Consider the following 26,261-nt stretch of genomic DNA (forward strand, 5'->3'; position numbering starts at 1 on the left):
GTGGGGCGGCCTACTTCTTGGGCATCTGCTGCTGGGCCTTTTCGAGCTTGGCCCGGACGGACTCCGTGGTGACCGGCCGGCCGGCGGCGGCGTCGGCGAAGAGCTCCTTGACCGCGGTGCCGACGACGGTCTCGAACTGGGACTCCTCGGGGACCTGCGGCAGGGCGGCGGCGCTGGTGGCGAGGGTGTCGCGGATGACGGCGAGCGAGGGGTCGGCGAACGCGGCGTCCTGCTGGGCGCTCTTGACCGGCGGGACCGAGCCGTACGCCTTGTTGAGGGCGATCTGCTCCTCGTCGCTCGTCATGTACTTCACGAACTTCAGCGCGCCGTCGAGGTTCTTGGTGTTCTTGAAGACGGCGAGGTTGATGCCGGCGACCATGGAGTTGGTCTGCTTGCCCGTGCCGGGCTTGCCGGACGGGACCGGCGCGGGGGCGACGCCCCACTCGTCGGGGCCCATGCCCTGGGCGGAGAAGGTCTGCGACGGGGTCTGCCACAGGACCATGCCGGTCTTGTTCTTGGCGAAGTCGCTGAGGGACTGGTTCTGGGCGTACTCGGCGTTGCCGGGGGCCACGATCTTCTGGGCGGCCATGAGGTCGACGTACTGCTTGACGGCGGCGACGGCGCCGTCGGAGGTGAAGTCGGGCCTGCCGTCGGCGGTGAAGAAGTCGGCCCCGTGCTGCTTGCCGAGGACGAAGACCTGGTGGATGTTGTTGGAGAGGTTGGAGCCCTCCACCCCGATGCCGTTCTTGCCCTTCGCGCCGAGCTTCTTGCCGGCCTCGACCACCTCGTCCCAGGTGGTCGGCGGCTGGGCTATGCCCGCCTCCTTGAAGAGCTGCTTGTTGTAGTAGAGCGCGTAGGCCATGGAGTAGAGCGGGACGGCGGCCGGGTCCTGGCCGGGGACGCCGGTGGAGCCGAGCGCGGAGTCGACGAAGCGGTCCTTGCCGCCGACGGCCCCGAAGTTCTTCGCGTCCCAGGGCAGCAGCGCGCCGGTGGACTGCAGGGAGGCGCTCCAGGTGTTGCCGATGTTGAGGACGTCGGGGCCCTGGCCGGAGGTGGTCGCGGTGAGGATCCGGTTGAGCAGGTCGGACCACGGGATCACCTCCAGCTTGACCTTGATGCCGGTCTCCTTCTCGAACTGGTCGAGCTCGGGCTGCAGGACCTTCTTGTCGACCTCCAGGCTGGCGCCCTGGTTCGAGGCCCAGTAGGTGAGGGTCTTCGGGGACGATCCGCTGTCTTCTCCCCCGCCGCAGGCGGTGGCGGTGAGGACGAGGGAGAGCGTGACGGCACCGGTGACAGCGGCTCTGATTCTGCGCATGGCTCCTGGGCCCTTTCGGGGACGAGGGGGGCCGACGCGGGGAGCCCCTGGACCGCTCTCCGTGACATCGGCTTAATTTAGGATGTGAGTTAAACCCCATGAGAAGGTCGCGTCAAGGCTTGTACTGCGGGTATGTTGAAACGAACGACATGAGAGACGGGGACCAGAGTGCACGCGAGAAGTGGCCGCACGGTGCGTGACCTGCGGCGCGAGAACCGCACCGCCGTTCTGCGCAGGCTGTACTTCGACGGACCGATGAGCCGGCTCACGCTCGGCCCCGCGACCGGACTCAGCTCCGGCTCGGTCAGCAACGTGGTCGCGGAACTGGTCGCGGAGGGCCTGGTCGAGGAGGCCGGCAGCGTCGACTCGGCAGGCGGGCGCCCCCGCACCCTTGTGCGCATCACGCCCGGCAGCGGCTTCATGATCGGCGTCGACATCGGCGAGACCCGGATCAGGATCGAGCTGTTCGACCTCGCCCTCACCGAACTCGCGCGCACCGAGCGCCCGCTGGCGAGTTCCGGGCCGCGCACCGCGCGGTACGACGTCGACCTCGTCGTGGCGCACCTGCGGGAGGGCATCGCGGAGGTGCTGCGGACCGCCGAGGTGCCCGCCGATCGCCTGCTCGGCGTCGGGATCGGGGTGCCGGGCATCGTGGCCCGCACCCCCGAGGACGGCGCCGTCGTGCACGGCCAGACCGTCGGCTGGAACGCCGTCCCCCTCGAACGACTGCTGCGCGAGCACGTGGAACTCCCGGCCTCGGTGCCGTACTGGATCGACAACGGCGCCAAGACCCTCGGCCAGGCCGAGATGTGGTTCGGCGCCGGGCGCGGCGCCCGCAGCGCCGTCGTCGTCCTGGTGCGGAGGCCCTGCTCGAACGCTGGCGCGAGGCGGGCGGGTGCCCCCCGGAGGGCGCGGACGAGGAGACGGCCCTGACGGCCATGCTCGCCGCCGCCTACCCCGCCGGGACCGGAACCGCCCCCGACGCCACCGCCCTCGCCGTCCTGGAGGAGACCGCCGAATACCTCGGCGCCGGCTTCGCCGACCTGATCAACCTCTTCCAGCCCGAACGCGAGGCCGAACCCACCCCGCCCTCACCGGCCTGGCAGACCGCCCTGCGGGACCGCGTGTCGCCCTGAACCGGCGGGGCGGCGCCCCCGCCGTGCCCGGATGGCCCACCCGGGCGAACCGTCCGATACTGAACGCATGGCAGAGAAAACGGCGAAAGAACACCCGCCGTCGAGCGTGACGGTCAAGGGGCGGGACGTCCGGCTGCGCACCATCGGTTTCATCCTGCTCGCGGCCCTGGCCATCTGGTTCATCGCCGCCAACACCGGCTCCGTCACCATCCGCCTGTGGGTCCCCGAGGTCACGCTCCCCCTGTGGACCGTCCTGGCGGTCACCCTGCTCGCCGGGATCGTCCTGGGCCTGATCGTCGCCCGGCGGCGCGCCCGGCGCTGACGCCCGCCCCGCGTCCGCCGTTCCCCCTCAGCGGCGGGCCAGCACGGCCCGGGTCTCGCGGTCGACCTGCCGGGCCTCCCCGGTGGGCACGACGAGGACCGGGACCCGTGCGCCGGGTCCGCTGACGATCTCGGGGCGTTCGGCGACGACCGGCCGCAGGCCGCCGGCGAGACCGAGCGCGGGGAGCCGGGCGCACACCTCCTCGCGCACTTCGGGCTGGTCCTCGCCGATCTCGCCGGTGAAGACCAGGGCGTCGAGCCGGTCCAGGGACGCGGCCGTGGCGGCGATGCCGCGACGGCAGTGGTGGGTGAAGACGTCCAGGGCGAGCGCGGCCCGCTCGTCGCCCGCCGCCCGGTCGCGGACGAGGTCGCGGGTGTCGTCCGAGGTGCCGGAGAGGGCGAGCAGCCCGGACTCGTGGTTCAGCGCGTCCTCGACGGCACCGGCCGTCAGTCCGTGCCGGGTCTGCAGCCACGTCAGGGCGCCGGGGTCGACGCTGCCGCTGCGGTGGCTCATCACCAGGCCCTCCAGCGGGGTGAACCCCATGGTCGTGTCGACGCTGCGCCCGTCCCGCACGGCGCATGCGGAGCAGCCGCCGCCGAGGTGCGCGATCACCAGGTGGAGCCGGCCTGCGGGGCGGCCGAGGAGTTCGGCGGCCCGGCCCAGCGCCCAGGCGTAGGACAGTCCGTGGAAGCCGTAGCGGCGCAGCCCGTACCCCTCGCGCCACTCCTCGGGCACCGCGTACTCCCGCGCGGCGGCGGGCAGGCCGGCGTGGAAGACGGTGTCGAAGCAGGCGACGTGCGGGACGTCGGGCAGCAGGTCCCGGGCCGCGTCCAGGAACGTGAGGGCCGGCGGGACGTGCAGCGGCGCGAGGTCGGCCACCCGGTCCAGACGGGCGCGGACCTCGTCGTCGACCGGGGTGTGAGCGCGCAGCTCCGGTCCGCCGTGGACGATGCGGTGGCCGACGGCCGCCGGGGCGGGCGCCTCGTCGAGGAGCCGCCGCAGGGCGTCGGGGGCGCCCTCGTCCGGCGGGGCGTCGCCGCGGTGCTCGGCGAGGACCCGGCCGTCGCCGCCGAACACGGTCAGGCGCAGACTCGACGATCCCGCGTCGGCCACCAGGACCGGGCCGTCCTCCGGTGTGGACACGTCGTTCCTTTCGGTCGGCGGTCGTTCGGCCTGTTCGACCCGTTCAGCTCAGAGAGGCGATCAGGTCCTCGCACGCCTGCCCGCAGCGGCGGCAGGCCTCGGCGCACACCCGGCAGTGGTCGTGCCGGTCGGCGTGGCGTTCGCACTCGTCGGCACAGGCCCCGCAGACGGCGGCGCAGGCTTCCAGGACCGCCCGGGTGACGCGGGCGTCGTAGCCGGTACGGCGGGAGAGGACGGCCGCGGTGGCGGCGCAGACGTCGGCGCAGTCGGCGTCGGTGCGGATGCACGTGGTCAGCTCGCCGACCATCTCCTCGGAGAGGCAGGCGTCCGCACAGGCGGTACACGCCTGCGCGCAGGCGAGACACGCCTGGATGCAGCGGACGAGCTTCTCGCGGTCGACCCCGCCGAGGTCGGCGGGAAAGGTGTCGAGCATGTCCTTCACCGTGCTGGTCACGGGTGCCTCCGGGGGTCCGGGTCCGGGCGGCGGTCGCCGCCCTGTACGCGTAACACCGGAAGAGGAACGGGAAACCTCCCTGCGGCCGTCCGCCCCGGTCGCCCCTGCGCCTCGTCGCCGGAACCGGGTTCGGCCGTCCTCCGTTCGTGGGCGGTGGCCGCGGAAGTCGCGAGAGTCGCGAAGCACCTTTTCCCGTTCTCCGGTACGCCATGGCCGGCGCGGAGGAACCGTCCACTCCTACGAGCGGGCCCAACGGTCCGAAGGCCTCCGGAGGGCCCGCCGGCGGTGACACGATGGTGGAGCGACCGTGACAGTCCTGACGCGCGCGTGGCGCACCATGACGCCGAGGAGGCCGACATGTCGATTCATTACCGTAAGCAGATCACGCTCGTCCCGAAGCTGCTCCGCCTGAACATCGGCTCGCACGGCTGGTCGCTGAGCTTCGGCCCGCGCCGGGCTCACGTCTCGTACCACGGCCGGGGCCGCCACAGCACGTCGGTGCGCCTGCCGGGCGGCTTCACCTGGCGCCGTCATTCCCGGCGCCGCTGAGGAGGCGGCCGCCCCGGGGCGCCGTCGGCGGACTCCCCCGCGGCGTCCGCCCGTGCGGCCGGCCGTCCGGCCGGGAGGGCGCCCCGCAGGCCCCGCTACCCGGGCCTGCGTACGGAGAACTCGTTGCCGTCGGGGTCGAGCATCGTCATCCGGTCGCCGTCGCCCTCCCCGGTGCGCGTCGCGCCGAGGGACACCAGGCGGTCCGGTTCCGTCCCCCAGTCGGCTCCGGCGGGAAGCTCCAGCTCGAAGCAGAGCCTGTTCACACCCCTCTTCGGTGCCACCGGAGGACCGCCCCACGTGAGCTTCGTACCGCCGTCCGGCGACTGGATCGCGGTCTCCTCGTCCTGGTCCCAGACCAGCGGCCACCGCAGCGCCTCGCTCCAGAAGAGACCGACCGCCCGGGTGCCGTCGCAGGCCACCGCACCGATCGCACCGGTGTCGGCGAGGAACTCATTGCCCGCCTCGATGACGCAGAACTCGTTGCCGTCCGGATCGGCGAGCACCACGTGCCCCTCCTCCGGGCTCTGGCCGATGTCGATGTGCTTCCCGCCGAGCTCCAGCGCCCTGGCCACCGTCCGCCGCTGCTGCTCCGGGGAGGCGCTCGTCAGGTCGAAGTGCGCCCTGTTCCGACCGGTCTTGGGCTCCTGGCCCGGCAGGAAGCGGAGGCCGAACCCGGTGGCGTCGGGGGGCAGGACCGCGATGCCGTCGCCGGCGGCCGGCTCCCAGCCCAGGAGCCCGGACCAGAACCGCGCCAGCTCCGGCGGCCGGGTCGCGTGGAAACAGATCGCGGACAGTCGACCGGCCATGTTCCGCACTTCTCCGATCACCTGACGACCGGTACGGCGGCGCGCCGCACCGGCGGGCGCAGCCTAGGACGCCCGTACGGCGCGCGCATCCGGATTTCCGTCTACGCGGCCGTCCCGCCGACCACCATCCGGCGGGACGGCACCGGGGACCGGACCGGGCCGTCCGGGCCGCGCCGCCGTCCGGGACTCCGGCCGGAACGCAGCAGTTCCGGCCGGAGTCCCGCCCAGGCACGGGCTCGGTCAGCCGTTCGCGGCGACGGTCTTGGGGTCGACCACCTCGCCGGCCGGCGGCTGCTCCACCTCGACCTTCTCGTTGTAGTCGCTGAACAGCGTCTCGCTGGGCTGCTTACCCCCCTCGGAGACGGCCTTGAGGATGTAGGGAGCGCCCTCGGTGGCGACGTACAGGGTCAGCTTCTCGCCGTCGGCCTGCTGCTTGGTGAGCGTCAGGGCGTCCTTGCCGTCGACCTCGGTGGCGGTGCCGCGCCGCATGCCGTCGCGTTCGGACTTGTCGCTGTCCATGGCGGCCAGGAGGGCCTGCTTGTCGCACATGCCCTGGGTGGACCTGTCCCCCGGCTCGCTCTTGACCCACTTGCCCTGGAGCCGGTCGACGACGGTGTCCGTGCCGGGCCGGCCCTTCATGGCGTTCTGCCAGAACCGCTCGTTGCCCCGGACGTAGACGTTCTGACCGGCCTGCCGGACGTCGGCCTTCGCGTCCTTCATCGACAGCGTGCCGAGACAGTTGTCCTTCTCGTCGACCTGGAACTCCGTCTTCACGGCCGCGGGCGCGCCCTGTGCCTGCGAAGTGCCGGTGATCCGCACGGAGTCGGCGTCACGGGTCGCCTTCACGGCCTCGGCCGCGATGGCGTCGGCGCTCTTCCCGGCGAAGGCCTCGTCCGAGTCGCCGTCCCCGTCCCCGCAGCCGACGAGAACGGTGGCGCCCGCGCAGAGCAGCGCCGCGGCGAGAACGGCGTTCTTCCTCGGGATGCGTACGGCCATGACGTCCCCTTCCCTGCGAAACGCTAAGTTCCGCTTCGCTCGGTTCGATTGTCGTGCGCCTCCGCGTACCCGCCCTTCCGCAGAGGAACGGACATAATCAGGACATCATTTCCAGCCATGCGGCCGAGCCCGTCGCAGTGCTCCGCCCGGGCGGCTGCCCGGTGACACCGGAGGCTTTCTCCGCCGGACAGGCCCTGGCCGCTCGAACGCGGGGACGAGGCGGAGAGGATCCGTTCCGCCGGCCGCGCCTCCGCGGCCGGGCCTGCGGCGCTTCCCGCCGTCACGGGTTCCGCCCACCGCGTCCCGCGATGTCGGCGAGCCGGACGGACCACTCGCGTTCGGCGACGACGAGGGCTCGTTCCAGGGTGTCGACGAGTGCCGTCCGGCCCACCGACACCACCGCCGGCCCGTGCCGGGCCCCGGCGCTCCGGGCGGCGCCGTAGTCCTCCCGTACCCGGCAGGCGAGGTGCACCCGGTCCCCGTCGGGGAACGCGAACGCCGTCGCCCCGTCGGTGCACTCCCCCCACTCCAGGAACACGCACCGTGCGAGGGCCGCCCCGTCCCCGGACCCGGTGCCGACGTCGCCGTACATCCAGCTCTCGGCGGCGTGGAAGGACTCGGACGGCGAGGTGTACCCCGCCGGCGGAGCGACTGGGGTGCGGAAGCGGCCCAGTTCGTCCTTGAGCTTCTTGATCAGCAGCGGCGGGTAGAACGCGTTGTCCCACGCGTTCGCGTGGAGCCCGCCGACGAAGACGTCGACGCACAGCAGTCCCGGGTCCTGTTCGACGTGGAAGTCCAGACCGAATCCGGTCCGCGACCCGAACAGCACGGCAACCTCCCCGTCCCCGCGCGGCACGCCCCGCGGCCCGACTCCCCCTGCCGACCATTGTGCCGCCCGGCGGACGAAGCCGGCACGGGGCCGGCACCGCACCGTCGAATCGCCACGGACCGCGGCAACGGGGACAGCCGCTCTCCGCCCGTTCGGGCCTTCGGGGGGACGCCTGAAGGCATTCATGGCTGCTGAGCGCATTCGCCGGCCCCGAACTATGGTGTCCCACCACATACGCCCCTGACCTGCGCCTTCCTACGGTGTGGCGACACCGAAACGTCCCCGCCCATGCCTGGAAGTGGTGCACATGGCAGCCGCAACTCCCTCCCCGACCCCACCCGGATCCCTCAAGCGGATCGTCGCCGCCAGTCTCATCGGCACCACCATCGAGTGGTACGACTTCTTCCTGTACGGGTCCGCCGCGGCGCTCGTGTTCAACAAGCTGTTCTTCCCCGAGTCCGACCCGCTGGTGGGAACCCTGCTGTCCTTCCTGACGTACGCGGTCGGGTTCGCCGCGCGGCCGCTCGGGGCGCTGGTGTTCGGGCACTACGGCGACCGGCTCGGTCGGAAGAAGCTGCTGGTGCTCAGCCTGCTCCTGATGGGCGGGGCGACGTTCGCCATCGGGCTGCTGCCGACGCACGCGACCATCGGGTCCGCCGCGCCCGTGCTGCTGACCGTGCTGCGGCTCGTGCAGGGCTTCGCGCTCGGCGGGGAGTGGGGCGGGGCCGTGCTGCTCGTGTCCGAGCACGGGGACGCCAAGCGGCGCGGCTTCTGGGCCTCGTGGCCGCAGACCGGCGCGCCCGCCGGGCAGTTGCTCGCCACCGGCGTGCTCTCCGCGCTGACCGCGCTGCTCTCGGACGCCGCCTTCGCCTCCTGGGGCTGGCGCATCCCGTTCCTGCTCTCCGGCGTCCTCGTGGTCGTCGGCCTGTGGATCCGGCTCTCGGTCGACGAGTCGCCCGTCTTCAAGGCCGCGCTCGCCGCCGCCGAGGAGCGCAGGGCGACCGCCGGGCAGGTCGAGAAGATGCCGCTCGTCGCGGTACTGCGCCACCACTGGCGGGACGTGCTCATCGCGATGGGCGCCCGCATGGCGGAGAACATCTCGTACTACGTGATCACCGCGTTCATCCTGGTGTACGCGACCACCCAGGTCGGGCTCTCCAAGCAGACCGCCCTGAACGCCGTCCTCATCGGCTCCGCCGTCCACTTCGCGGTGATCCCCCTGTGGGGCGCGCTGTCCGACCGGCTCGGGCGCCGGCCGGTGTACCTGATCGGCGCGGTGGGCGTCGGGGCCTGGATGTTCCCGTTCTTCACGCTCATCGACCGGGGCACCTTCGGCAGCCTGCTGCTCGCCGTCACGGTCGGCCTGGTCCTGCACGGGGCGATGTACGCGCCCCAGGCGGCCTTCTTCTCCGAGATGTTCGCGACCCGGATGCGCTACTCCGGCGCCTCCATCGGCGCCCAGTTCTCCTCCGTCGCCGCCGGCGCGCCCGCCCCGCTCATCGCGACCGCGCTGCTCGCCGACCACGGCACCTCGACGCCGATCTCCCTGTACGTGATCGCCGCCGCGCTGCTCACCGTCGTCGCGATCGTCTGTGCCCGTGAGACCCGCGACAGCGACCTCGGCGACGTCGCCGAGCGGGCCCCCGAGGACTCCCGGGTCCGTGCCGACGCCTGATCCGCAGGACGCACGAAGGCCCCGGGCCCCGCTCTCCGTGAGCGGGGCCCGGGGCGTTTCCCGTACGTCACTTCCCTCCGACCGCGTCCGCCAGGGCGTGCAGCCGCAGCGCCAGCTGGATCTCCAGGGCCCGCGCCGGGGTCTGCCAGTCGGGGCCGAGGAGCCGGCCGATCCGCTCCAGGCGCTGGGCCACCGTGTTGACGTGGACGTGGAGTTCGTCCTTGGTACGGGCGGGGCTCATGCCGCTCGCGAAGTACGCGTCCAGGGTGCGGACCAGCTCCGTGCCCCGCCGCCGGTCGTAGGCGACGACCTGGCCGATCGTGCGGTCGACGAAGCCGTCGATGTCCCGCCTTTCGGCGAGCAGCAGGCCGAGGAAGCCCAGGTCCTCGGCGGCGGCGCCCTGGCCGGAGCGGTGCAGGAGGCGGAGGGCGTCGAGGCAGCGGCGGGCCTCCTCGTACGCGACGGCCACCTGGTCCGGGTGGTCCAGGGGCGCCCGTACGGGGGCGGAGGCGCCGACGGTGACCTCTTCGCGCAGGGTGCCGCCGAGGCTCCTGGCGGTCTGCCGGGCGAGTTCGGCGGCGGTCTCGCCGGGGCCGAGCGGCAGCAGCAGGACCGTACCGCCGTCGCGCGCGGAGGCCAGTCCGCGGCGGGTGGCGGCCAGGTGGGAGGCGGCCGACCACAGGCGCTGCCGGTCGGCGCTCTCGCGGCGGCCCGCGTCGGTGTCGGCGCCGCCCCCGGCGGGCCGGTCGACGCGGGCGGCGAGCACGACGTGCGGGGCCTCGCTGTCGGTACGGAGCCGGGCGGCGCGCTCGCGCAGCAGGCGGCGGTCCCGGTCGGGGGCGTCGAGCAGGTCGTCGAGGAGTTCGCCCCGTACCCGCTGCTCGGCCTCGCCCGCCGAGCGGCGGGCGAGCAGCAGCAGGGAGGTGACCAGGGCGGCGCGCTCCAGGGTGCGCTGGTCGACGGGGTCGAGGTCGGGCCGGTCGTGCAGGACCAGGGTGCCCAGGGCCTCGCCGCCCGCGGAGACCGCGGCGACCCAGTCGTCTCCCTCGCGGACCGCGTGGCCTCCGGCGCGGCGCGCGGTGCCCGCGCCCGCCTCGGTGAACTCGACGGTCCCGCCGAGGACTTCGGAGACGGCGCGGGCCACGTCGTGGACGCCGCCGCCGTGCAGGACCAGTTCGGAGAGGCGGTCGTGGACCTCGGAGGCCCGCTCGATGACGCCGCTGTGCTCGCGGATGATGTCGTTGGCGCGCTCCAGCTCCGCGAGGGCCGAGCGGGTCTCGGCGAGGAGGTTGGCCGTGTCGATGGCGACGGCGGCGTGCGCGGCGAAGGAGCAGAGCAGCGCGATCTGCTCGCGTTCGAAGACCCTGGCCCTGCGGTCGGCCGCGAACAGCACCCCGATGACCTGGCTGCCGAGGCTGAGCGGCACCCCGAGGATGGCGACGAGGCCCTCGTCCCGTACGGCCGTGTCGATGGTGCGGGTGTGCTGGAAGCGCGCGTCGCCGAAGTAGTCGTCCGTGACGTACGGGCGGGCGGTCTGGGCGACGAGGCCGCCGAGCCCCTCGCCCATGCCCAGCCGCACCTGCTGGAAGCGGGCGGAGACGGAGCCCTCGGTGACCCGCATGTAGGTGTCGCCGGCGGCCGGGTCGTTGAGGCTGAGGTAGGCGACCTCGGTACCGAGGAGGGAGCGGGCGCGCTGGACGATGGCGCGCAGAACGGCGTCGAGGTCGCGGAGTCCCGCGAGGTCGTGGGCGGTCTCGAAGAGCGCGGACAGCTCCGCCTCGCGCCGCCGGCGTCCCTCCAGTTCGGCCCGGACCCGCAGGGCGAGCTGCTTGGCCTCTTCGAGTTCGGCCAGAGCCTCGGGGCCCGCACCGTTCGCGCGGGCGAGCAGTACGGGCCGGTCGTAGGCCTCCGTCGCGGCTCCCCGGGCGAGGAGTTCCAGGTAGGAGACGTGTTCGTGGGACATGGACACAGGGATACCTGCCGTACGTGTGGTCGCACCACCCCTGTGGACGACCTTCACAGAGGCACGTTCAGTGGGCGGTCCAGCCGCCGTCGAGGGTGAGGGAGGTGCCGGTGATGAACGAGGCCTGGGGGGCGCAGAGGTAGAGGACGGCCTCGGCGACCTCCTCCGGTTCGATGAGCCGCTTGAGCGCCGCGTCCTTGAGCAGGACGTCCGCGAGGACCCGCTCGGGCGGGATGCCGTGGGCGGCGGCCTGGTCGGCGATCTGGCGTTCGACCAGCGGGGTGCGGACGTAGCCGGGGTTGACGCAGTTGGAGGTGACCCCGTGCGGGGCGCCTTCGAGGGCGGCGGTTTTGGAGAGGCCCTCCAGACCGTGTTTGGCGGCCACATAGGCGGACTTGAAGGCGGAGGCGCGCAGCCCGTGGACGGAGGAGATGTTCACGATCCGCCCCCAGCCCTGCCCGTACATGTGCGGGAGGGCGCCCCGGATGAGCCGGAACGGGGCCTCCAGCATCACGGTGAGGACGGTGTGGAAGACGTCCGGCGGGAACTCCTCGATGGGGCGCACGAGCTGGAGCCCGGCGTTGTTGACGAGGACGTCCGCGCCGGCGGCGGCCGTCTCCGCTGCGTCCAGGTCGGTCAGGTCGAGGAGCCTCGGTTCGAGCTCCCCCGGGAGTCCGGAGGCCTCCCCGGCCAGGGCCTCCAGGCCCTCGGCGGCCCGGTCGACGGCTCTGACCCGGGCCCCGGCGGCGGCGAGCCGCAGCGCGCAGGCGCGACCGATGCCGCCGGCCGCGCCGGTGACGAGCGCGGTGCGGCCGGTGAGGTCGAGGGCGAGTCCGGCCGCGCGGGGCAGGGGTGCGGCGAGGTCGGTACCGGGGGCGGTGACGGGAGCGCTCATGCTCCGCACCCTATGAACGGCCCTCTCCCCCACCGATGTGCGTCAAACCCATAGTTCAGTTGCTTGCTGTGGTGCGAAACCATGTGGGTTCGTCGGAGAGCGCCTTCTCGATCCGCAGGAGGGAGAACCGCTTCATCTCCGGCAGGTCGTCCACCTCGAACCAGCCGACCTCGGTGGACTCGTCGTCGTTGACCCGCGCCTCCCCGCCGACGGCCCGGCAGCGGAAGGCCACGTCCATGAACTGGCACTGGTCGCCGTTGGGGTAGACGACGGGCTTGCGAAGGGTCTCGACGATCACGATCCGCTCGACCTCGCAGCGCACGGCGGTCTCCTCGTACACCTCGCGGACCGCGCAGTCGGCGGGCTGCTCGCCGGGCTCGACGATGCCGCCGATGACCGCCCAGCGCCCGTTGTCGGAGCGCCGGCCGAGCAGGACCCGGCCGTGGTCGTCGAAGACGACGGCGCTCACGCCGGGCAGGAAGAGCAGCTGGTGACCGGCCGTCTCGCGCAGGGTGCGGATGAAGTCAGGGGTAGCCATGGAGAGACCCTAGGGCCTGTCCGGCCGTGATCCGCCGGACGGGCCCCGGGTCACGTGCGGACGCCGTCGGTCCGCTCCTTCCGGCCCCGGCTCCGGGGCGTCCCGGCTCACTCCGTCCGCGTGCGGCGGGCCCGTACGGAGCGGAGCGCCGACCAGCCGAGGCCGGCGGCGGCGAGCGCCGCGAGGAGGGCCTCGGGCAGGGTGCCCATGCGGGTCGCGGGGGTCTGCGAGGAGCGCAGCGGCACCTTCTCGACCAGGACGTCCGGGGTGAACATCTTCGTCTGGGCGACGACCTCGCCGTCGGGGCGGATGACCGCGCTGACCCCGCTGGTGACGGGCACGACGACCGCCCGGCTGTGCTCGACGGCGCGCACCCGGGACATCGCGAGCTGCTGGTAGGTCATCTCGCTGCGGCCGAAGGTGGCGTTGTTGCTGGGGACGGTGATGAGCTGCGCGCCGTGGGTGACGGTGTCGCGCACGGCCCAGTCGAAGGCCGCCTCGTAGCAGGTGGCGAGGCCGACCTTCGTCCCCGCGAGGTCGAAGACGCCGATCTTGTCGCCGGGACCGAAGTCACGGCTCACCCGGTCCACGTTGCTGTTGAAGATCCGGACGAGGGGGCGCATCGGGATGTACTCGCCGAAGGGCTGGACGTGCCGCTTGTCGTACGTGGCGACCGGGCCGCGTCCGGGCTCCCACTGGATGAGGGTGTTGCGGAGCTTGCCGGTCTCGGGGGCGACGACCGCGCCGATCACGGTGGGCGCGCCGACCGCGCGGACGGCCTCGTCGATGACGTCGGCGGCGTCGGCGTTCGCGTACGGGTCGATGTCCGAGGAGTTCTCCGGCCACAGGACGAAGTCGGGCTGCGGCTCGCGCTTCTCCGCGACGGCCTGGGCCAGCTCGCGGGTACGGGCGGCGTGGTTGTCGAGCACGGCCCGGCGCTGGGCGTTGAAGTCGAGGCCGAGGCGGGGGACGTTGCCCTGGATCGCGGCGACGGTCGCCGTGCCGTCCTCGGCGGAGTCGTCGACGAGCGGCAGCGCGGCGAGCGCGCCGGTGACCGGGACGAGCACGGCGAGCGCGGCGGCGACGAGCGGGCCGCGCGGGAGGGCGCCGGTACGGGGCGGGGTGCCGCCGGAGGCGTCCGGGGCGGAAGCCGTGGCGGTGGTTTCCGGGGCGGGGGCATCGGAAACGGTGGCGCCCGGAGCCGAGGCCCCCGGAGCGGTGGCAGTGGCCCCGGAGGCGCCCTGGGCGCGTCGGGCGCGGGCCTGGCGGGCCGCCTCGTAGAGGCCGAAGCCGCAGAGGGCGACGGCGAAGCCGAGCAGAGGGGTGCCGCCGACCGCGGCGAGCGGCAGGAAGACGCCGTCCGCCTGGCCGAAGGCGATCTTGCCCCAGGGGAAGCCGCCGAAGGGCACGCGCGCGCGTGCCCCCTCCGCGAGGATCCACACCCCTGCGGCGAAGAAGGGCCACCACGGGAGCCGGGAGACGGCCGCGATGCCGAGCCCCGCCGCGGCGACGAAGAGCGCCTCGACGGCGGCGAGCGCGAGCCACGGGACGGGGCCGACCTCCTCGCCGGTCCACACGAGGAGCGGGAGCAGGAAGCCGAGCCCGGCCAGGTACCCGAGGCCGAAGCCGGCGCGGAGCCGGCGGCCCCGCAGGGCCCAGCCGAGCAGGGCGAAGGCGGGCGGCGCGAGCCACCACAGGGGGCGCGGCGGGAAGCTCAGGTAGAGCACGAAGCCGGACAGCAGGGCCGCCGCGGGCCGGGCGAACCGCCGAAGCCGGTGGGCCGGCGCGGGTGCGGTGTCGGTTTCGGACGCTTCCACGGGGGTGTCGGAGGCGTCGACGGGGGTGGTGGTGGCGCTCACCCTGCGGAGTCTACGGGGCGCCCCTGTCGTCGGGTGTCCGGTGCGTCCCGGCACGCACGCCTCTGACCGGTCCGGACGGCCTGCTCGGGTGCCCCGCCGGGGGAGCCGCCCGGACGGCCTTTCCGGGCGACCCGCGCGGGCAGCCCGCCCGGACGGCCTTTCCGGGCGACCCGCGCGGGCAGCCCGCTCGGACGGCCTGCCCGGGCGACCCGCGCGGACGGCCCGCTCGGACGGCCTGCCCGGACGCGGCCGACCGGGAACGGAACACCTGCTTCCGGAGCGGCCCGTCAGACTCCCGTCGCCGCGGGCGGGCCCGGCGGGGTCAGGCGGCGCAGGCGGTCGCGGATGACCCGGACGGCGGATTCGGCCCCGTCGACGGTGACCGTGAAGGTGTGTCCGTCGTCCAGACGCAGGACCAGGCCCTCGCCCCGCCGGACGATCACGGCCGTGCCCTTCTCGGGGCGCCAGCGGTAGCCCCAGCCGCCCCAGTGGCGCGGGGTGACGCTCGGGGCGAAGTCGGCCCCGACGACGTGGGAGAGCGGGATGCGGCGGCGCGGCAGGCCGATGTGGCCGCAGCGGACCTCCATCGCCCGGTCGTCGACCTTCACGGCCACGTGGACGAAGGCGAGGGTGCCGAAGAGGACCAGCAGTCCGACCGTGACGCAGCCGATCACCGCCATGAGGAGGGCCGCGATGCCCGAGGTCCACTGCAACCGGACGGCGAGGGCGATTCCCAGGGCCACGCAGGCGGCACCGGCCACCGCGGCCACCCACTGGAAGCGGTTGGTGGCGCGGCCGGTCCAGACGTCGGGCGTCCGTTCGTCGATGCCGGGGTGCCGGGAATATTCCCTCATGTCGGAAAGAATACCCAGGTTCGCTCAGGACGGCGCGCCGGAAAGAAACGTTTCGGTCACGCTCAGTGAGCGGGCGCGGTCTCGGTGAGACGGCGGCCCTCGGCATAGGCGAGGGCGGCGGCGGGGAGCCGGCCGGGGCGTCCGCTGAGGAGGACGGAGAGGGTGCCGGTGGGTGCGGCGCCGGGGGCGGGCTCGGCACCGATCCGGCGAAGCGCCTGGGCGGCGACGGCGGTGGCGGAGCCGTGGAAGACGAGCGGCGGCAGGCCCTCCCGACGGCGCGCCCCCAGGGCGGCGAGGATGCGCTCCTCGACCAGCTCGTAGTGGGTGCAGCCGAGGACGACGGCGCGGACGTCGGCCGGGGTGAGGGCGGCCGCGGCGGCGACGGCCCGGTCCACGGCCTCCTGGTCCGCGTGCTCCACGGCGTCCGCGAGGCCCGGGCAGGGCACCTCGGTGACCTCGGCGCCCCCGGCGAAGTCGCGGATGAGCCCGCGCTGGTAGGCGCTGCCGGTGGTGGCCGGGGTCGCCCAGATGGCGATCTTGCCGCCCTCCGCGGCGGCGGGCTTGATCGCGGGCACGGTGCCGATGACAGGGATGTCCGGTTCGAGGGCGGCGCGCAGGGCGGGCAGGGCGTGCACGGTGGCGGTGTTGCAGGCCACGATCAGGGCCCGCGGGCGCTGCTCGGCGGCGGCGAGCGCGACGGCGAGGGCCCGTCCGGTGAGATCCTCGGGGGTGCGCGGGCCCCACGGCATGCCGTCGGGGTCGTTGGAGAGGAGGAGATCCGCGTCCGGCCGGAGCCGGCGCACCGCGGCCGCCGCCGGGAGGAGGCCGATTCCGGAGTCCATGAGCGCGATCTTCACCCGGTCACCCTAGCCGATGAGCCCTGCATCCCCCGCTTTCTGGGGCAGACTGCCGCGAATGAACACCCTTGCCTGGTTCGCGTTCGCCTCCCTGGCCGCCTGGGTCTGGCTGCTCCTAGGCCAGGGGTTCTTCTGGCGCACGGACCAGCGGCTGCCGCCGACGACGCGCGGCCCCGGGCACGCGCGCGAGGCGACGGCCGGAGGGCCGGGCGTCCCCGTCGCCGGGCACGCGCGCGACGAGGAGCCGGGCGTCCCCGTCGGCGGGCACGCGCGCGAGGAGCCGGGCGCGTGGCCGCGCGTAGTGATCGTCGTGCCCGCGCGGGACGAGGCCGGGGTGCTGCCGCTGAGCCTGCCGTCGCTGCTCGCGCAGGACTACCCGGGGGTCGCGGAGGTGGTCCTCGTCGACGACGGGAGCACGGACGGCACGGGAGCACTCGCCGTGGAGCTGGCCGACCGGCGCGGCGGGCTGCCGCTGACCGTGGCGTCGCCGGGCGAGCCGGAGCCGGGGTGGACGGGGAAGCTGTGGGCGCTGCGGCACGGCATGGCGCTGGCACGCGCGCGCGGACCGGAGTTCCTGCTCCTGACGGACGCGGACATCGCTCACGAGCCGGACAGTCTGCGCCTCCTCGTGTCGGCGGCGGTGGGGAACGATCTGGACCTGGTGTCGCAGATGGCCCGGCTGCGGGTCGAGAGCATGTGGGAGCGGCTGGTCGTGCCGGCGTTCGTCTACTTCTTCGCCCAGCTCTACCCCTTCCGCCGGATCAACCGGGCGCGGCCCCGGGCGACGGCGGCAGCGGGCGGCTGCGTGCTGCTGCGGACGGAGACGGCGGTGGCGGCGGGGGTGCCGGAGTCGATCCGGCAGGCGGTGATCGACGACGTGTCGCTGGCGCGGGCGGTGCGGCGGGCCGGCGGGCGGATCTGGCTGGGCCTCGCGGAGCGGGTCGACAGCGTCCGCCCGTATCCGGGGCTCGGCGAGCTGTGGCGGATGGTCGCCCGGAGCGCGTACGCGCAGCTCCGGCACAGCCCACTGCTGCTCCTGGGGACGGTCGCGGGGCTGGTGGTCGTCTACCTGGTGCCGCCGGTGGCCCTGGTGGCGGGCGCGGCGGCCGGGAACGCTCCGGCGGCCTGGGCGGGGGGCGGGGCCTGGGCGGTGATGGCCGGGTCGTACGTGCCGATGCTCCGCTACTACCGGCAGCCGCTGTGGCTCGCCCCCCTGCTGCCGTTCACCGCGTTCCTCTACCTGTTGATGACGGTGGACTCGGCGGTGCTGCACCACCGGGGCCGGGGCGCGGCGTGGAAGGGGCGGACGTACGCGCGCCCGGAGGCGGCGCCGGACCGGTGAACGCCCGCGCCCGTCCGGGGTCTTGGCGGAAATGGCATTTTCGATACGGGCGGTAGCGTTTTCCCCTACGGGGAGTAGTGCCGTCAATTCGGCGCGTACGCCTCACCTTCCGGGCGTCGGATTGACGCCCAATCGGGGGCGGTCGAGGGGCGGCCAATCAAGGGCGTCCCACCATGCCCATGATCAGTCCCCGCGCCTTCTCGGCACTTCCTCTTTATGCGCTCTTCATGCGGGAGGCACCGCACGGCGCCGCCGCGCCCCCGACCCACCGGTAACCCCCTCCGAACTCGGCTTTTACGTGATCTTGAGACAAGAGGCCGTCCGTTTTTGTCACGTTCGATCGGATTGCGGATCTAACGCGTCACGAAGCCCGTCAAACAACCTTCTAATCGGTCTCCCCAAGGGGCACATCGTGGGCTTAACTTATGTGCCATGACCTCCCCCCGCTCCACCTATGGAGGCGGTTACCACACCGCGCCGTCCTTCCCGGACACCCCGATCTACGACTCCCTGGTCGCGGAGCGGGGCACGCCTCAGATCGCCCCGATCCGAGTGCCCGCCGCCTACGACACCGGCAGCAGCTTCCCCACCGGTGGAAGCGGCTCCTACCTGCCGGCGATCCCCTCGGCGCTGCCCGCCCTCCCGGCGGCGCCCACCCCCCAGCCCGCCCCCGCCTACAACGGCGGTTACGGCTACCCGCAGCCCGCGCCGCAGATGGCCCCCGTCCCCCTGCAGCAGGCCCCGGCCCCGTACATCCCGCAGCAGCCCTCGGCCCCGCGCGGTTACCCGACCGGCCAGTACCCGCAGCAGCCCCGTCCGGCGGCCGCCGGTTACGAGGCGATGCGTCCGGCGGCGCCCCGGCCCGCGCCGGTCCCGGCGCCCGCTCCGTACGCCGACCCGTACAACCGGCCCTACCAGGGCGGGGGTTACTGACCGGACCCCGGGGCCGGTCCCTGTGACCGGCCCCGCGACCGGCTCCCGTGAACGCGATCGGCCCCCGCGAAACGGCGGGCCCCCCGGCCGGGGCGGCTGGCAGGATGACCCCATGTCCTCTCCCGTGCTCCGCTCCGTCCACGTCCACCCGGTGAAGGCCATGCGCGCGTTGACCCTCCCGGAGGCCGAAGTGCAGCCCTGGGGGCTGGCCGGGGACCGCCGCTGGACCGTCGTCGACGCGGCCGGCAAGGTCGTGACCCAGCGCCGTCACCCCCGGATGGCGCTGGCCGCGGCCGAACCGCTGCCCGGCGGCGGGATCGTCCTGTCCGCACCGGGGCACCCGCCGCTGGCGGTCGAGGTGCCGCACCCCTCGGCCACCGTCACGGTGGACGTGTTCGACAAGCCCGTGGAGGCGGTCCCCGCCGCACCCGGCGCGGCCGCGTGGCTCTCGGCGTTCCTGGAGGGCGACTTCCGGCTCGTCCACATGGACGCGCCCGAGCACCGGCGCCCGGTGAACCCCCTGTACGCGCTGCCCGGCGAGACGGTGAGCTTCGCGGACGGCTATCCGTTGCTCGTCACCACCACCGCCTCGCTCGATGCCCTCAACTCCCTGATCGCCCAGGGTGACCGGGCCGAGGAGGGCCCCCTGCCGATGAACCGGTTCCGGCCGAACCTGGTCGTCGGAGGGACCGGGCCCTGGGCGGAGGACGGCTGGACCCGGATCGCCGTCGGAGAGGTCACCTTCCGGGTCGCCCGGACCTGCGGCCGGTGCGCCGTCACCACGACCGACCAGCTCACCGGCGCGCGCGGCAAGGAGCCGCTGCGGACCCTCGCCCGGTACCGCAAGAGCGACGGCCGGGTCATCTTCGGCCAGAACCTCGTCCCCGAGCATCCCGGCACGGTCCGGACCGGCGACGCCGTCAAGATCCTGGACTGACCCCCTCCGGCCGGGGCGCGCGTCCCACTCCGCCGGCGCGCACGCGATCACCGCCGGACTCACGGCCGCGCTCCTCGCCGGCCCCCGGTGGAGGCCGTCCACCGACTCGTCCTGTTGCGGTACGCGCGCGTGGGCCGCCGCCGGCCCCGGCCGCACCGGCACCGGCACCGGCACCGGAAACTGACCGGGTCCGACCGGTCCCGACCGCTCCGGACCGGCGGTGACGCACCCCGGGCACCAGGTGCGTTCCCGGTGCGGGCGGGGGTACGCGACCCGTCAACCCCACACCGCCGCGCGCGCTACGGTGGGGCATCGGATCAGCGGCGAGGCATGAGGCGGGGGCAGGACACACCCATGGCACAGGGCACGGTCCAGGTGACGCACACCGGCACATCGCGGTGGCGGCGCCGCACGGGTGAGTACCCCTCCCTCGCCGCCGCCCTGGAGGCCGCGGGCGACGGGGACGTGCTCACCGTCGCCCCGGGGACCTACCGGGAGAACCTGGTGGTGCGGCGGGCCGTCACCCTGCGCGGCCCCGAGGGCGGGGCGGGGCCGGTCCGGATCGCGCCCCCGGACGGCGTCCCGCTGACCCTGCGCGCCTCCGTCGTCCTCCAGGACCTGCACGTCGAGGGCCAGGACGTGGCCGCGCCCGCGCTCCTCGTCGAGGACGGCACGCCCGAGCTGCTCGACCTGCGGATCATGACCCGCTCGGCCGCCGGCATCGAGGTGCGGGGCGCCGCCCGGCCCACGGTCCGCCGCTGCACGGTCGACAACGCGGCCGGGATCGGCATCGCCGTGCTGGACGGCGCGGGCGGGGTGTTCGAGGAGTGCGAGGTGGTGTCCGCCGGGCAGGCCGGCGTCTCGGTGCGGGGCGGCGCGCACCCGCGCCTGGAGCGCTGCCGGGTGCACCACGCCTCCGGCGCCGGGATCGCCGTCACCGGCGAGGGAAGCTCCCTGGAGGGCGTGGGCTGCGAGGTGTACGAGATCAAGGGCGCCGGACTCCAGATCGCCTCCCGCGCCACCGCCCACCTCACCGACTCCTCGGTGCACCGCACGTCGGCGGACGGCATCACCCTCGACACCGACGCCGTCCTCACCCTCTCCGACTGCGACATCCACGACGTCCCGGAGAACGCGGTCGACCTGCGCTCCCGCTCGGTCCTGACGCTCACCCGCTCGACCGTCCGCCGCTTCGGCCGCAACGGCCTGTCGGTGTGGGACCCGGGGACCCGGGTGGACGCCGACCAGTGCGAGATCCACGACAGCACCGGCGACTACCCGGCGGTATGGGTGAGCGACGGGGCGACCGCCGTCCTGGACGCCTGCCGGGTGCACGACGTGCCGGACGCGCTGTTCGTCCTCGACCGGGGGTCGCGCGTGGACGTGGTCGACAGCGACCTGTCGCAGGTGCGGAACACGGCGGTGTCGGTGAGCGACGGGGCGACGGCCCAACTGGACGACTGCCGCATCCGGGAGGCGTCCACCGGCGCCTGGTTCCGGGACCACGGCAGCGGCGGCACCCTCGCCAACTGCGCGATCGACTCCGTGCAGACCGGGGTCATCGTCACCAAGGGCGCCGACCCCGCGATCGACCGGTGCACGGTCACCTCGCCCGCCGAGGCCGGTTTCTACGTGTCGGCGGAGGGCCGGGGCACCTTCCAGGGCTGCCGGGTGACGGGCAGCGGCGGGTACGGGTTCCACGTCACGGACGGCTGCCGCACGACCCTGCGCAAGTGCCGTACGGAGCGGTGCGCGCGCGGCGGTTACGAGTTCCCGGAGGAGGGCGCGGTCGCCGAGGAGTGCACCAGCGACGAGAGCGCGGTCCGCTCCTCCGTGCCCGCCTCCTCCGCGTCCGGCCCCTCCCCGGCCGGCGGGGGTACGGTCCTGGCGGAGACGCGGACGGCCGGGCTGCTCGGCACCGTACCGGCGTCCCGGCCCCCGGCGGCGGCCCCGGAGCCGGCGCCCGCCCCGGAGGTCCGCTCCTCGCAGGACGTGCTGGGCGAACTGGACGCCCTGGTGGGCCTGGAGAGCGTCAAGCACGAGGTGCGGACCCTCACCAACATGATCGAGGTGGGGCGCAGGCGCCAGGAGGCCGGGCTCAAGGCGGCCTCGGTCCGCCGCCACCTGGTCTTCACGGGCAACCCGGGCACGGGCAAGACGACGGTGGCCCGGCTGTACGGCGAGATCCTGGCCTCGCTCGGGGTCCTGGAGCGCGGGCACCTGGTGGAGGTGTCCCGGGTGGACCTGGTCGGCGAGCACATCGGCTCGACGGCGATCCGCACCCAGGAGGCCTTCGACCGGGCGCGCGGCGGGGTGCTGTTCGTGGACGAGGCGTACGCGCTGTCGCCGGAGGACTCGGGACGGGACTTCGGCCGCGAGGCGATCGACACGCTGGTGAAGCTGATGGAGGACCACCGGGACGCGGTGGTGGTCATCGTCGCCGGGTACACGGCGGAGATGCAGCGCTTCCTCACCGTGAACCCGGGGGTGGCCTCGCGCTTCTCACGGACCATCACCTTCGGCGACTACGAGCCGGAGGAGCTGCTGCGGATCGTGGGGCAGCAGGCGGACGAGCACGAGTACCGGCTCGCCCCGGGCACGGACGAGGCGCTGCTCGCCTACTTCGCGAAGCTGCCCAAGGGCCCGGCCTTCGGCAACGGGCGCACGGCTCGTCAGACCTTCGAGTCGATGGTGGAGCGGCACGCGGGGCGGGTCGCCGCGCTCGACGCGCCGAGCACGGACGACCTGACCCTGCTCTACCCGGACGACCTGCCCGAGTTGCCCTGACCCGTTCCCTCCCGGCCGGGGGCCTCCCCTTCGGGAGCGCCCGGTCCGCAGGTCCCCGGTCCGCAGGTCCCCGGTCCGGAAGCCCCCTTTCCGGAGGGCTCCGGCGGCTCTCCGGCCCCGCGCTGCCGGGGGACGGCGGGCGGAAGGCGGTCGAGGAGGCCGGTGCGGCAGTGGGAGAAGCCCGGGTCGGCCTGGTAGTCGGAGTGGCCCAGGATCGGTTCGGGCAGCGGGTGGTCGCGGGTGCGTCCGTAGGCGACCGGGTCGAGCAGGACCGGCTCGTCCACGGCGGGCCGCCCGTCCTCGGCGGCGACCCTGACGGGCCCGCCGATCGGGTCGGTGGCGCGGTAGAGGTTGCTCCAGCAGTACACCGTGCGGTTCAGGGAGTCCAGCGCCTCGGGGCCGAAGTAGGCCGGGAACCAGCGTCCGTAGAGCCGCTCCAGGGGTGAGCCGTAGGTGAGCAGGGCGACCCGGCGGCGGGTGGCCGGCCGGAGCTGCCAGACGGCGGCCGCGGCGAGGACGCTGCCCTGGGAGTGCCCGGAGATGACGAGCCGGCCGCCGGTGCGCCGGGTCCAGGAGCTCATCCGCCAGGTGAGGTCGGGGACCGCGCGCTCGGCGTAGCAGGGCGGGGCGAAGGGGTGGGCGGCGCGCGGCCAGAAGGTGCCGACGTCCCAGAGGATGCCGATGGTGCGGCGGGCGGAGGGGTCCCGGTAGGCGCGGCGGCCCCAGGTGACGAAGAGCAGGAAGCCGAAGCCGATCATCCAGGAGCCGAGGGCCTGGGTGGCGGAGGCCAGGGCGGCGACGGCGGGGTGGGCGCCGTCGAAGGCCCGGCCGGGCACGTTCCCGCTGGTCCAGGCGCCGGCGACGGAGGCGGCCCCGAGGAGCAGGGTGGCGCCGGAGACGACGCCGACGAGGACGGGCGCGGAGTCGGTGAGCGCGGCCCGGGCCCGGACGGTCGCGATCCGTCCCGTACGGACCGGGTCGCGCTCGTCGCCGGTCCCGTAGTCGGCCTCGACCCGGGGGCGCAGGCGCCGGGCGGCGAGCACGGTCCGCGCGACGAGGAGGGCGGCGGGCACGGCGAGGAGCAGGAGCAGCACGGGGATGACGGACGCCTGCCAGCTGAGCAGGACGGGCGGGCTTATCCGGGGGCCCGGGTCGCCCATGCCCGGGGTCGCCGGCCCGTCGAGCCAGTCGGCGACGCGCTGGGCGACGCCGCCGGACATGACCCCGCCGAGGGCGCAGGCGAGCATGGCGACGGCGGGCCCGCCGAGTCCGCGCAGGGCGGTGCGGGGGTCCCGGCGGGGGCGCTGGAGGAGGAGGGCGACCGCGCCGAGGGCGACGACGAGGGCGCCCTGGGCGACGGTGAGGGCGGTGAAGACGGCGTCGCCGGGGAGGGTTCCGGAGGAGGCCCAGCCGGGCCGGGACCAGCCCGCGTACAAGGCGGTGACGAGGAGCAGGGCGAGGGAGGCGCCGGGCAGCCAGGAGACCAGGGCGCGTTCGAGCCGCAGGTCGAGGTGGTTCTCGCTGCGTCCGCGCCGGCAGACGACCCAGAGGACGACGGCGGCGAAGGCGGCGACGGCGGCCTGGAGGATCCGGCCGAGGACGGCCCCGGTCCCGGGGGCGGCGGTGTCGTGGCGGGCGGCGGCCGTGACCAGGGCGGCGGCGACGGTGAGGAACCCGGCGGCGGTGTGGGCGGCCCTGAGCCGGGCGACGAGGCGGCGGCCGTACCAGAATCCGGGGCGGCCGAGGGCGGCGCGGGGTCCGGCGGGGCCGGGGGCGTCCTGCGGTTCCGCCGCCGGGGTGTCGTGGCCGGTGGGCGGGCGCTGGGCCTCGTACGCGCTCCAGGTGCGGTTGGACAGGTACCAGAGCAGGCCGACGAGGGCGGTCGGGACGAGGGCGGCGACGGCGAGGCGGCGGCCGGGCGCGGACCACCAGCCGCCGCGCTCGACGGAGAGGAAGCCCAGCCAGGAGGCGGAGTCGACGCAGGCGGGGGCGGCGGCGCACTGCCAGGCCGTCAGGTCGAGCGCGACCTCGCAGGCGGCGGCGGTGAGCAGCACGGTGAGGGTGAGGGCGACGAGCCGGACGAGGACGCCGTAGAGCCGGGCGAGCCGGTGGCCGCTCCGGGCGGGCGGGCGCATCCAGTGCGCCAGGTTGGCGACCATGAAGGGCAGGAGCAGCAGCCACAAGGCGCGGGTGCCGTCGCCGGAGGTGAGGTTGGACCAGCAGTACGCCTCCGGGACCGGGCGTCCGGCGTACCGCTCGGGGTGGTCCTCGGCGTCGGCGTCCTCGGTCCGCCGGTACACGGCGGCGGTCCGGTCGCCGGTGATCCGTAAGGTCCTGGGGTCGTCGAGCATGTCCTGGGGGGTGGCTCCGCCGACTCCGTGGACGAGGAGTTCGAGTGCCGCGTCCCCGCTCTCCGGGGCGGGTGTGGCAGGGGACACTGGGGCGGCTCCCTCGGGGGGTGGGAAGATGCGACGTCGGGAACAGGATCGCGGACGGCCGTGCGGCCGCGCACGGTCCCTCACCGGATTTCACCCTCATCCCCATAACCCACATCCCCCATTCCTTGTCTCCTGCGGAAGGACCGGCCCCGGCGGTGACTGACAACCAGAACCTCCTCGCGGAGCAGCGGCGCGCCCTGATCCTCGACGAGGTCCGGCGGCGCGGCGGTGTACGGGTCAACGAGCTGACCCGCCGTCTGAGCGTCTCGGACATGACGATCCGCCGCGACCTGGACGCGCTGGCCCGGCAGGGCGTGCTGTCGAAGGTGCACGGCGGGGCCGTCCCGGTGGTCGAGGCGAGCACCCACGAGCCGGGTTTCGAGGCCAAGTCGGTGCTCGAACCGAGCGCCAAGGACGAGATCGCGCGGGCGGCGGCGGCCCTGGTGGTGCCGGGCACGGCCCTGGCCCTGTCGGGCGGGACGACGACCTACGCGCTGGCGCGGCACCTGCTCGACGTGCCGGACCTGACGGTGGTCACCAACTCGGTGCGGGTCGCGGACGTGTTCCACGAGGCGGGGCGGACGGGCGGCGCGGGCGAGGCGCGGCGCGGGGCGGCGACGGTGGTCCTGACGGGCGGGGTGCGCACCCCGTCGGACGCCCTGGTGGGGCCGGTGGCGGACCGGGCGATCCGCTCGCTCCACTTCGACCTGCTCTTCCTCGGGGTGCACGGCGTCTCGGTGGAGGCAGGCCTGTCGACGCCGAACCTGGCGGAGGCCGAGACCAACACCTGTCTGATGCGTTCGGCGCGCCGGGTGGTGGTGGTCGCCGACCACACCAAGTGGGGGACGATGGGCCTGAGTTCGTTCGCCTCCCTGGACGAGGTGGACACCTGGGTGACGGACCGGGGCCTGTCCGGGGAGGTGCGGGCGGAGGTGGCGGAGCACGTGCCGGGGCTCGTGGTGGCGGGCGAGGAGCGGGCGTGAGGGCGTTCCGGGTGGAGCGGACCGTGCCGCTGGCACCCGAGGAGGTGTGGCGGCGGCTCACGGACTGGCCGGCGCACGGGCGGCTGGTGCCGCTGACCCGGACGCGGGTGCTGACGCCGGGCCCGAACGGCGCGGGGACCCGCTTCACCGCCCGGACGGGGATCGGCCGCCTGGCGTTCGACGACCCGATGGAGGTCGTGCGCTGGGAGCCCCCGGCGGCGGGCCGTCCCGGCGCCTGCCGCCTGGAGAAGTACGGCCGTGTCGTGCGGGGGTGGGCGCTGATCGAGGTGGCGGAGGCGCCCGGCGGCGGCTGCCGGGTGGTGTGGACGGAGGAGCTGGCGGTACGGGGCGTGCCGAGGGCCCTCGATCCGGTGCTGGCCCGGGCGGGCCGGGTGGTGTTCGGACGGGCGGTGGACGGGCTGCTGCGGAGGGGGTGAGACCCCGGTCCCGTACGCCCTCCGCCCCGGCGGAGTCCGCCCTCCTGGTCCACCGTCCTCGCCTCCGCCGTCCCGACGGGCGACGGGGCGGGCCGCAGCGTCCGGCTGCGGGGCGGGGGCGCCTTCGAGGAGACGGTCCCGGCCGCCGAGCCCGGGGTCCGGTACGCCTGCCGGGTGGACGCGGCGAACGTCCCCGGGGCGCGGCCCGCCGGT

Annotated in this window: 22 protein-coding genes and 1 pseudogene; 10 read left to right on the forward strand and 13 right to left on the reverse strand. The window is 74.4% G+C overall.

The annotated features are described in order from the left end of the window. Positions 1–10: 10 nt before the first annotated feature. Entirely contained in the window at positions 11–1,315 is a 1,305-nt protein-coding gene (locus OO47_RS14555; RefSeq protein WP_030213883.1) for an extracellular solute-binding protein, read from the reverse strand. Between the two features lie 168 nt (positions 1,316–1,483). On the opposite strand from OO47_RS14555, the pseudogene OO47_RS33365 reads away from it, so the two are divergent. Both OO47_RS33365 and OO47_RS14565 read left to right on the forward strand, forming a co-directional pair. Next, a pseudogene (locus OO47_RS33365) lies at positions 1,484–2,385 on the forward strand (ROK family protein); the annotation flags it as partial. A 133-nt stretch (positions 2,386–2,518) separates the two neighbouring features. After that, positions 2,519–2,773 carry a LapA family protein gene (locus OO47_RS14565; protein ID WP_030213897.1) on the forward strand — a complete coding sequence of 85 codons (255 nt, stop codon included), beginning with the start codon at positions 2,519–2,521 and terminating at the stop codon, positions 2,771–2,773. 27 nt (positions 2,774–2,800) lie between these two features. On the opposite strand, the gene OO47_RS14570 is transcribed toward OO47_RS14565, so the two are convergent. Together OO47_RS14570 and OO47_RS14575 are read right to left on the reverse strand one after the other, a co-directional pair. Continuing rightward, positions 2,801–3,916, reverse strand: coding sequence for an acetate/propionate family kinase (locus OO47_RS14570; RefSeq protein WP_030213900.1), 1,116 nt, complete (start codon positions 3,914–3,916; stop codon positions 2,801–2,803). A gap of 43 nt (positions 3,917–3,959) precedes the next feature. Beyond that, positions 3,960–4,370, reverse strand: coding sequence for a four-helix bundle copper-binding protein (locus tag OO47_RS14575; RefSeq protein WP_030213903.1), 411 nt, complete (start codon positions 4,368–4,370; stop codon positions 3,960–3,962). A gap of 357 nt (positions 4,371–4,727) precedes the next feature. On the opposite strand from OO47_RS14575, the gene OO47_RS14580 reads away from it, so the two are divergent. Further along, positions 4,728–4,919 (forward strand): DUF4236 domain-containing protein, encoded by a 192-nt coding sequence (locus OO47_RS14580; RefSeq protein ID WP_030213906.1) that lies wholly within the window; start codon positions 4,728–4,730, stop codon positions 4,917–4,919. Positions 4,920–5,014: 95 nt separating this feature from the next. On the opposite strand, the gene OO47_RS14585 is transcribed toward OO47_RS14580, so the two are convergent. The 3 genes from OO47_RS14585 to OO47_RS14595 all read right to left on the reverse strand — a co-directional run bounded on the left by OO47_RS14585 (position 5,015) and on the right by OO47_RS14595 (position 7,550). Then, on the reverse strand, positions 5,015–5,725 hold the full coding sequence (locus tag OO47_RS14585; protein WP_030213909.1) for a VOC family protein: 711 nt from the start codon (positions 5,723–5,725) through the stop codon (positions 5,015–5,017). Between the two features lie 240 nt (positions 5,726–5,965). Further along, positions 5,966–6,721, reverse strand: a complete 756-nt coding sequence (locus tag OO47_RS14590) for a hypothetical protein (protein ID WP_030213911.1) — start codon at positions 6,719–6,721, stop codon at positions 5,966–5,968. Between the two features lie 280 nt (positions 6,722–7,001). Then, entirely contained in the window at positions 7,002–7,550 is a 549-nt protein-coding gene (locus OO47_RS14595; protein ID WP_030213914.1) for a hypothetical protein, read from the reverse strand. 307 nt (positions 7,551–7,857) lie between these two features. Here OO47_RS14595 and OO47_RS14600 point away from each other — a divergent pair, with 307 nt between their 5' ends. Continuing rightward, positions 7,858–9,225: an MFS transporter gene (locus tag OO47_RS14600; protein ID WP_030213916.1), complete on the forward strand. Its 1,368-nt coding sequence runs from the start codon at positions 7,858–7,860 to the stop codon at positions 9,223–9,225. Between the two features lie 67 nt (positions 9,226–9,292). Here OO47_RS14600 and OO47_RS14605 read toward each other — a convergent pair whose 3' ends face one another. The 6 genes from OO47_RS14605 to OO47_RS14630 all read right to left on the reverse strand — a co-directional run bounded on the left by OO47_RS14605 (position 9,293) and on the right by OO47_RS14630 (position 16,191). After that, a complete protein-coding gene (locus OO47_RS14605; protein ID WP_033209068.1) occupies positions 9,293–11,188 on the reverse strand; it encodes a helix-turn-helix domain-containing protein in 1,896 nt (631 codons plus the stop codon). A 67-nt stretch (positions 11,189–11,255) separates the two neighbouring features. Beyond that, positions 11,256–12,083 (reverse strand): 3-hydroxybutyrate dehydrogenase, encoded by an 828-nt coding sequence (locus OO47_RS14610; RefSeq protein ID WP_030213920.1) that lies wholly within the window; start codon positions 12,081–12,083, stop codon positions 11,256–11,258. Positions 12,084–12,138: 55 nt separating this feature from the next. Further along, positions 12,139–12,621, reverse strand: coding sequence for an NUDIX hydrolase (locus OO47_RS14615; protein ID WP_030213922.1), 483 nt, complete (start codon positions 12,619–12,621; stop codon positions 12,139–12,141). Between the two features lie 107 nt (positions 12,622–12,728). Further along, positions 12,729–14,480: an apolipoprotein N-acyltransferase gene (gene lnt, locus OO47_RS14620; RefSeq protein ID WP_030213925.1), complete on the reverse strand. Its 1,752-nt coding sequence runs from the start codon at positions 14,478–14,480 to the stop codon at positions 12,729–12,731. Positions 14,481–14,767: 287 nt separating this feature from the next. Then, a complete protein-coding gene (locus OO47_RS14625; RefSeq protein ID WP_030213929.1) occupies positions 14,768–15,334 on the reverse strand; it encodes a hypothetical protein in 567 nt (188 codons plus the stop codon). 62 nt (positions 15,335–15,396) lie between these two features. Continuing rightward, positions 15,397–16,191, reverse strand: coding sequence for a glutamate racemase (locus OO47_RS14630; protein WP_030213932.1), 795 nt, complete (start codon positions 16,189–16,191; stop codon positions 15,397–15,399). Between the two features lie 58 nt (positions 16,192–16,249). Between OO47_RS14630 and OO47_RS14635 the strand changes: the two genes are divergently transcribed. From OO47_RS14635 to OO47_RS14650, 4 genes are all read left to right on the forward strand, one after another. Next, the gene (locus OO47_RS14635) at positions 16,250–17,533 is read left to right on the forward strand and encodes a glycosyltransferase (protein ID WP_030213935.1); all 1,284 of its coding nucleotides are present in this window, start codon (positions 16,250–16,252) and stop codon (positions 17,531–17,533) included. 432 nt (positions 17,534–17,965) lie between these two features. Next, positions 17,966–18,466 (forward strand): DUF6643 family protein, encoded by a 501-nt coding sequence (locus OO47_RS14640; protein ID WP_030213937.1) that lies wholly within the window; start codon positions 17,966–17,968, stop codon positions 18,464–18,466. Positions 18,467–18,578: 112 nt separating this feature from the next. Then, on the forward strand, positions 18,579–19,403 hold the full coding sequence (locus tag OO47_RS14645; RefSeq protein ID WP_030213940.1) for an MOSC domain-containing protein: 825 nt from the start codon (positions 18,579–18,581) through the stop codon (positions 19,401–19,403). 354 nt (positions 19,404–19,757) lie between these two features. Continuing rightward, a complete protein-coding gene (locus OO47_RS14650; RefSeq protein ID WP_030213943.1) occupies positions 19,758–22,190 on the forward strand; it encodes a right-handed parallel beta-helix repeat-containing protein in 2,433 nt (810 codons plus the stop codon). Here OO47_RS14650 and OO47_RS14655 read toward each other — a convergent pair. After that, the gene (locus OO47_RS14655; RefSeq protein ID WP_078489654.1) at positions 22,160–24,628 is read right to left on the reverse strand and encodes a hypothetical protein; all 2,469 of its coding nucleotides are present in this window, start codon (positions 24,626–24,628) and stop codon (positions 22,160–22,162) included. The two genes, OO47_RS14650 and OO47_RS14655, sit on opposite strands and share 31 nt — an antisense overlap. 155 nt (positions 24,629–24,783) lie before the next feature. Here OO47_RS14655 and OO47_RS14660 point away from each other — a divergent pair, with 155 nt between their 5' ends. Both OO47_RS14660 and OO47_RS14665 read left to right on the forward strand, forming a co-directional pair. After that, positions 24,784–25,611, forward strand: coding sequence for a DeoR/GlpR family DNA-binding transcription regulator (locus OO47_RS14660; protein WP_030213950.1), 828 nt, complete (start codon positions 24,784–24,786; stop codon positions 25,609–25,611). Then, positions 25,608–26,048: an SRPBCC family protein gene (locus OO47_RS14665; RefSeq protein ID WP_030213956.1), complete on the forward strand. Its 441-nt coding sequence runs from the start codon at positions 25,608–25,610 to the stop codon at positions 26,046–26,048. Before OO47_RS14660 ends, OO47_RS14665 begins: the two co-directional genes overlap by 4 nt. Positions 26,049–26,261 lie beyond the last annotated feature (213 nt).

The sequence above is a fragment of the Streptomyces bikiniensis genome (assembly GCF_000716625.1).
Classification (GTDB): Bacteria; Actinomycetota; Actinomycetes; order Streptomycetales; family Streptomycetaceae; genus Streptomyces; species Streptomyces bikiniensis.